Here is a 4,913-nt window from a genome sequence, read left to right on the forward strand (position 1 = left end):
CGGGGTCGACCGCTACCTCGAACGATTCAACCCGATGTGGGCCGCCCACGACGTCCGCGCCCGGATCGTCTCGGTCCACCGCGAGACCGACGGGGATGCCCCCGTCGCGACACTGACGCTGCAGCCCACGTCCACGTGGCGCGGGCACCAGGCCGGCCAGCACGTCCTGGTCGGCGTCGAGATCCCCGGTGTGGCCAAGCGCTACACCCGCGCGTTCTCGATCTCCTCGGCCGCATCGGGCAAGGGGGAGCGGTTCACGCTCACCATCCGCGCCCACGACGAGGGCCAGGTGTCGTCGTACCTCGTCCGGGAGGCGCAGGCGGGCCAGGTTCTCCACCTCAGCCAGGCGCAGGGCGAGTTCACCCTCGTCGAGAGCCCGGCGACGCCGACGATCAGCCGCCTGGTCTTCATCACCGGTGGCTCGGGCATCACCCCCGCGATGTCGATGATCCGCACGCTGCTGCGTGACGGGTACCAGCGCAACGGCGTGGCCCACGCCGGGCGCAAGGTCACCTTCCTGCACTTCGCCCGCAGCGCCGAGGACCAGATCTTCGCCGACGAGCTCGCGGAGATTGCCGCCGCGGACAACGGCATCGACGTGCACCTGCGCTACGGCGACCAGGTGTTCAGCGAGTTCGAGCTGCGCCGCCTCGTCGCGGACTACAAGGACACCGACACCTGGCTCTGTGGTCCTCCCGGGCTCGTGGAGCTGGTCAAGGCGGCGTACGACGAGTCGCCCCGACTGCGCATGGAGTTCTTCAAGCCTTCCGTCGCGCGGGCCGCCCGGCCCGGCGAGGAGATCGAGGGCGACATCGCCTTCACCCGCTCCGGAAAGACCGTCGCCGCCTCCGGCGCCAGCATCCTCGAGCAGGCCGAGCAAGCGGGCCTCACGCCCGAGTTCGGCTGCCGCATGGGCATCTGCTTCTCCTGCACCCGCACCAAGACCGCAGGAACCGTCCGCAACATCCTGACCGGCGAGGAGTCCGCCGTGCCGGACGAGGAGGTCCGCATCTGCGTGACCGCCGCCGCCGGTGACTGCCACATCGACCTCTGAGCTTCGAGGCTCGCTCCGCTCGTACCTCAACCACCGAAGGAGTTTCTGATGACTGACACGATTTCCGAGTCCACCGTGATCGCCGAGCGCGACGCGAACGAGAAGTACCACGGCCTGACCTTCGCCGAGATCGACCAGCTGGGCGCCGAGCTCGACGAGCTGCGCCTGCGCGTGATCGCCGACCTCGGCGAGCCCGACGCGGAGTACCTCCGCAAGGTCGTCAAGGCCCAGCGCAGCTTCGAGATCGCCGGCCGCGCCCTGTTCTACCTGCCGCCGGCCTGGCCGCTGGCCGTCGCCTCCCTGAGCGTGTCGAAGATCCTCGACAACATGGAGATCGGCCACAACGTGATGCACGGCCAGTACGACTGGATGGGCGACCCGGCGTTCAACTCGCGCCAGTTCGACTGGGACACGATGGCCCCGGCCGAGAACTGGAAGTACGGCCACAACTACATGCACCACACGTACACCAACATCGTGGGCAAGGACCGCGACGTGGGCTACGGCATCCTCCGCATGGACGAGGACCAGAAGTGGAACCCCTACTACCTCGGCAACCCGCTGTGGGCGTTCCTGCTGATGACCTTCTTCGAGTGGGGCGTCGCCCTGCACGACCTCGAGACCGAGGAGGTCTTCGCGGGTCGCCGCAAGATGTTCGGTGGCGAGAACGCCCCCGTCTGGCGCCGGATCCGCAAGAAGATGGGCAAGCAGGTCCTCAAGGACTACGTGCTCTTCCCGGTCCTGACCGGTCCGTTCTTCCTGAGCACCCTGGCGGGCAACTTCGCCGCCAACATCGTCCGCAACATCTGGACGTTCAACATCATCTTCTGCGGCCACTTCCCGGCGGGCGTCGCGACGTTCACCGAGGAGGAGACCGAGAACGAGTCCCGCGGCCAGTGGTACCTGCGCCAGATGCTCGGCTCGGCCAACATCACCGGCAGCAAGCTGATGCACGTGATGAGCGGCAACCTGTCGCACCAGATCGAGCACCACCTGTTCCCCGACATCCCGGCCCGCCGCTACCCGGAGATGGCCGTCGAGGTCCAGGAGATCTGCGAGCGCTACGGCCTGCCCTACAACAAGGGCCCGCTCCACACGCAGCTCTTCAGCGTGTTCCGCAAGATCGTCCGCCTCTCCTTCCCGGGCGGTACGTCGAAGGCTGCTCCGGTCCGTGGGCCGCAGGCCGTGACCGACGACTCGTTGGCTGCCTGAGCCCTCACAGGGGACACTGGACCCATGAACGACGGACGCGACCACCTCAGCAAGGCCGAGATCGCCAAGGACGCCGTGCAGTCAGGGGCGGAAGCCGCTGCCCACACGGTGGGCGAGGTGGCCACGATCCTGACCAAGGCCGTCGGTGACGTCGCCAACGCGGTGGGAGGATTCGCCACGGAGATCTTCGAGATCCGTGAGTCCTCCCGCCGGGCGGCCGCCGAGCACCTGGCGGAGCCGAAGGTGCCCGCCGTGACCGACGGGCTCGACGGGCTCGACGGGCTCGACGACGAGAGCTGAGCAGCGAGCGGCTACTCGGCCTGGACGTCGGACGACGTCCCTGCCGGAGGGATGCCTGCCCCGGTCATCGCGGCTGGTGTGCCGAGGGTGAACGTGCTGGACGCGGTGCCGACGTTGCCGGCGACGTCGGTCGCCGTCACGGTGAACACGTAGGTGTCGGCGGCGTTGTAGCCGGCGTTCAGGATCGACGGAGTGCGGTACACCGGAGCGGTGCTCACGGACATCGTGAGGACCACGCTGCAGTTGGTGGTCCAGTCCGAGGCGGCGTTGGCGCCGGCGCCGTCGTAGCACTTGCCGTCCGACAGGCGCTTGAGCTGGTACGTGACGGATGCAAGTCCGCTGACGCCGTTCTCGGTGACGTTGGCGCAGAGCCGGAGCGTGCCGCCGCCGAGGGTGCAGTCGACGTCCTGGTAGGTCGTCCCGTTGGCTCCTGTCGCAGGCACGAGCCCGTTGACCGACGGCGCGGCGTTGTCGACCGTCACCACGGTGTTGTTGACCGTGGCCGATGACCGACCGGCGTTGTCGGTGAAGAAGTAGTCGACCTGGTGCGTGCCCGGGGTGAGCGTGGGCAGGGTGACCGGGCCCGGTCCGGTGACGGACTGGAACGCTCCTGCGTTCGCGTCGATGCGGTAGGAGATCGAGGCGATCCCGTTGAGGTCGCTCGCCGTGATCACGATGTTGTCGCCGGTGGCCGAGACCGTCGGAGCCAGCGTGCCGGTGGGGAGCGCGTTGTCGATGGCCCGCGTCGTGGAGGCGGACGCGGTCCCGCCGAGGCTGTTCGTCGCCGTCACCGTGAAGGTGTAGACGTCGTCCTCGGCGTAGCCGTTGCCGAAGAGGCGTCCGGTGGCGTACGTCGGAGCCCCGGAGAGAGTCAACGGGACACCGGTCGTGCAGGCGGGCGCCAGGTTCCAGTCCGATTCCAGGTCGCCGCTGCCGTCGTAGCACTTCCCGTCCGAGGCACGCTTGACCTGCACGGTCACGGAGGCGACGGTTCCGGCTCCCGCTGTGACGTTGGCGCAGATCCGGCGGTCGTTCGGGTTCGAGCAGGAGATGGCACCGAAGGACGCGCCGAAGGCGCCATTGGCGGGAATGATCGCGGTGATCACCGGCGGAGCGGTCACGACGACCGTGACGGTCACGTTCGCGGGGGCGGACGTCGCGGTCCAGGACCTGTACACCGCGATGACGCGGTAGGTGTGGGTGCCGTTGGCGACCGGGGTGTCGGTGCAGGCGGCGCTGGTGATCAGGCTGGCGGGGGAGCTGCCGCAGGCATTCGCGGTGCTCACTCCCGTCGTGCGGGTGACGTAGTAGCCGTCCGGGACGGGTGTGCCCGCCGAGGCGGTCCAGGTGACGTTCACGCTCGAACTGGTGCCGACCTGGGTGGCTGCGACGTTCGTGGGCGCGGCGAGCGTGCCCACGCCGCCGGCGGCGGAGTCGGTGCCGGTGGCGCCGAAGTAGGCGACGACGCTGCCGGCAAGCACGAGCAGGACCGCGACGGAGACGGCCACGACGCCGATCACCTCGATCCGCGCGTTCCGTAGTCCGTGCCGTGCGCGCGCGGCGACATGGCGCGGCTGGGGGCGGTGGTTGCGGCGCTCGGCGGCGGACCACTTGCGCGACGTGGAGACGCGACGGGCGTTCATGCGCCGTCTCCCTTCGCGTTGAGGCGAAGGTCGACCTGGACGCCCTTGCACATGTCCTGGTTGGCCGGCGCGTTGAGCATTCGGATCGCCGGCCAGTCGGCCCGCGCGACGCCGAGCTGGGACAGGGTGCGGGTGCTGTTCGGCGGTACGACCAGGGTGGCCGGGCCGCCGTACGCGAGGATCTCGAAGTTGTCGACCGCGCAACCGCCGGGCTGGTCGCTCGTGTCGGTGCCCTCGATGGTCACGCCGATGTTCGACACGGTCATCGCCGCGTTGAACGGGTTGGTGATCGCCATGTCGATCGCGGCTTCCGGTGCGCCCGGCGCCAGCTCGCGATCGGGTTCGCCGGAGACCGGGAAGTCCGGATAGGTCTGCGACAGCACGACGAGGTACGCCGACGCGACGGCCGAGGACAGCAACGCCTTGCCCGAGACGGTGATGAGGTAGGTGCCGGGTACGACGTTGGTCGCCGTCCTGATCGTGATGGTCGCGGTGTTGCCGAGGATCGACAACGACGGACTCACGGTGGCCGTGGCGTGTTGCGGCACGCCGGAGACGGTGAGGCCCACGGGACCGGCGAGCAGGCCACGGTTGATGGTGAGCCCGAACGAGGTCGTCTCGCCGTCGACGACGGTGCGCATCGGCGGAGCAAGGGTCATGGTGAAGCCGGTCGGGAGCGTGACGACGAGCTTCACCGTCACGGT

Annotated in this window: 5 protein-coding genes; 3 read left to right on the forward strand and 2 right to left on the reverse strand. The window is 68.9% G+C overall.

Features of this window, described 5'->3' with window-relative positions; all coding sequences use genetic code 11:
- The 3 genes from ACOADB_RS16010 to ACOADB_RS16020 all read left to right on the forward strand — a co-directional run.
- Positions 1 to 1,054: ferredoxin reductase (locus ACOADB_RS16010; protein WP_378600543.1), on the forward strand; the 1,054-nt coding region annotated here is incomplete at its 5' end.
- 48 nt (positions 1,055 to 1,102) lie between these two features.
- Positions 1,103 to 2,266, forward strand: coding sequence for a fatty acid desaturase family protein (locus ACOADB_RS16015; RefSeq protein WP_378600545.1), 1,164 nt, complete (start codon positions 1,103 to 1,105; stop codon positions 2,264 to 2,266).
- A 24-nt stretch (positions 2,267 to 2,290) separates the two neighbouring features.
- Complete coding sequence (locus ACOADB_RS16020) at positions 2,291 to 2,566, forward strand: hypothetical protein (protein ID WP_378600547.1); 276 nt, start codon at positions 2,291 to 2,293, stop codon at positions 2,564 to 2,566.
- An 11-nt stretch (positions 2,567 to 2,577) separates the two neighbouring features.
- On the opposite strand, the gene ACOADB_RS16025 is transcribed toward ACOADB_RS16020, so the two are convergent.
- Both ACOADB_RS16025 and ACOADB_RS16030 read right to left on the reverse strand, forming a co-directional pair.
- Entirely contained in the window at positions 2,578 to 4,209 is a 1,632-nt protein-coding gene (locus ACOADB_RS16025; protein WP_378600549.1) for a hypothetical protein, read from the reverse strand.
- Positions 4,206 to 4,913: hypothetical protein (locus ACOADB_RS16030; RefSeq protein ID WP_378600551.1), on the reverse strand; the 708-nt coding region annotated here is incomplete at its 5' end. The genes ACOADB_RS16030 and ACOADB_RS16025, both read right to left, overlap by 4 nt.

This window comes from Nocardioides sp. CPCC 206348 (assembly GCF_048654705.1).
Classification (GTDB): domain Bacteria; phylum Actinomycetota; class Actinomycetes; order Propionibacteriales; family Nocardioidaceae; genus Nocardioides.

Bases quoted from the DNA above. Each gene is read 5' to 3' on its own strand.
- ACOADB_RS16025 (WP_378600549.1), bottom strand. From the start codon at position 4,209: ATGAACGCCCGTCGCGTCTCCACGTCGCGCAAGTGGTCCGCCGCCGAG.
- ACOADB_RS16020 (WP_378600547.1), top strand. From the start codon at position 2,291: ATGAACGACGGACGCGACCACCTCAGCAAGGCCGAGATCGCCAAGGAC.
- ACOADB_RS16015 (WP_378600545.1), top strand. From the start codon at position 1,103: ATGACTGACACGATTTCCGAGTCCACCGTGATCGCCGAGCGCGACGCG.